Annotated in this window: 1 protein-coding gene; it reads left to right on the forward strand. The window is 36.8% G+C overall.

Annotated elements, in window-relative coordinates:
- The first annotated feature begins 179 nt into the window (after positions 1–179).
- Positions 180–1,523, forward strand: coding sequence for a phosphoglucosamine mutase (gene glmM, locus HNR52_RS12195; protein WP_435620738.1), 1,344 nt, complete (start codon positions 180–182; stop codon positions 1,521–1,523).
- The last annotated feature ends 104 nt before the right edge of the window (positions 1,524–1,627 follow it).

Genomic DNA, 1,627 nt, shown 5'->3' on the forward strand with positions numbered 1-1,627 from the left:
GAGTAAAAATAATTGCATGAAAATTCACAACATATTAAACATTATGCGGATAAAATTTAAAGAAAAAAATTTGCCAACAACTACTTGACACAAACCATACCTACGGTAAATTGCATTGGATCTATTAGTGTGATAAAATATTATCGTATGATTTTTTGATACTGAAAGGAATGGATTTTATGGCTAGATTATTTGGCACAGATGGTGTAAGAGGGATTGCCAACAAAGATCTTACGCCACAACTTGCGTTTGAGCTTGGAAGAGCTGGCGCGTATGTTTTGACGGAATGTTCAAGAAGGCCAAAAATTTTAATAGGGCGTGACAGCAGAGTATCTGGAGATATGCTTCAGAGTGCATTGACAGCGGGACTTACGTCTGTTGGAGCAGAGGTCATAGACGCTGGTATTATACCTACACCTGCTGTTGCATATTTAACAAGACATTATAAATTAGATGCAGGTGTCGTCATTTCAGCGTCACATAATCCTGTTGAGTACAATGGTATCAAATTTTTTAATAGAGATGGATATAAGCTTCCTGATGAAGTGGAAGACAAAATAGAGAAGATAATAAATGAAAAAAGCCAGTTGCCGACACCTACAGGATTGGATGTTGGAAATGTAGTGGAAAGTGAGAGTGCACAGAGGGATTACATTGAATTTTTGAAATCTACTATAGATTGTGATTTAAAGGGACTTAGAGTGGTTTTAGATTGTGCATATGGAGCAAGCAGCACAGTTGCACCGATACTTTTTCACGAATTAGGGGCAGACGTGATATTATACGGTTCACATCCAAACGGAGAAAAAATAAATGTCAAATGTGGATCTACAAATCCTAAAGTGCTTCAAGAGATCGTGGCTGGAACAGGTGCTGATGTAGGATTTGCTTTTGACGGCGATGCAGACAGGCTTATTGCGGTTGATGAAAATGGCGATGTTGTAGACGGAGATCATATAATGGTTATGTGTGGTATACATCTTAAAAATACAGGAAAACTAAATAAAAATACAGTTGTCGTCACGGTTATGAGCAACATAGGATTAGACATAGCATTAAAACGAAATGGAATAGATGTAGTAAAGACAAAAGTTGGAGATAGATATGTCTTAGAGGAAATGGTGAAAAATGGTTACTCAATAGGCGGTGAACAATCGGGACACATAATTTTCCTCGATCACAATACAACAGGCGATGGTGAGATAACTGCTCTGAAAGTAGCAGAATTGCTCGTTAAAAGTGGTAAAAAGATGTCTCAATTGGCCAATGTCATGGTTTCATATCCGCAAGTTTTGATAAATGCAAAAGTCAAAAATGAGCTGAAATATAAATACATGGATGATGAAGATATAGCAAGAGAGATAGAAAAACTTGAAGAAGAGATGAAAGGAGAAGGTCGAGTCCTTATAAGACCTTCAGGGACAGAGCCATTAGTAAGAGTGATGGTAGAAGGCAAAGATCAAGAAAAGATAGAATCAATGGCCAGGGAGTTGGCAAATTTGATTGAAAAGAAGTTAGGATAATGCATGATTGAGTGATTTCGGAAACTAATTTCCAACGTCATACTATGGCATAAATTAAAAATTAGATACAGAAAATAACAAAGCCTTTGCGATAAAATACTGAA

Origin of the sequence: Thermoanaerobacterium thermosulfurigenes, assembly GCF_051201035.1 — a bacterium.
Lineage (GTDB): Bacteria > Bacillota > Thermoanaerobacteria > Thermoanaerobacterales > Thermoanaerobacteraceae > Thermoanaerobacterium > Thermoanaerobacterium thermosulfurigenes.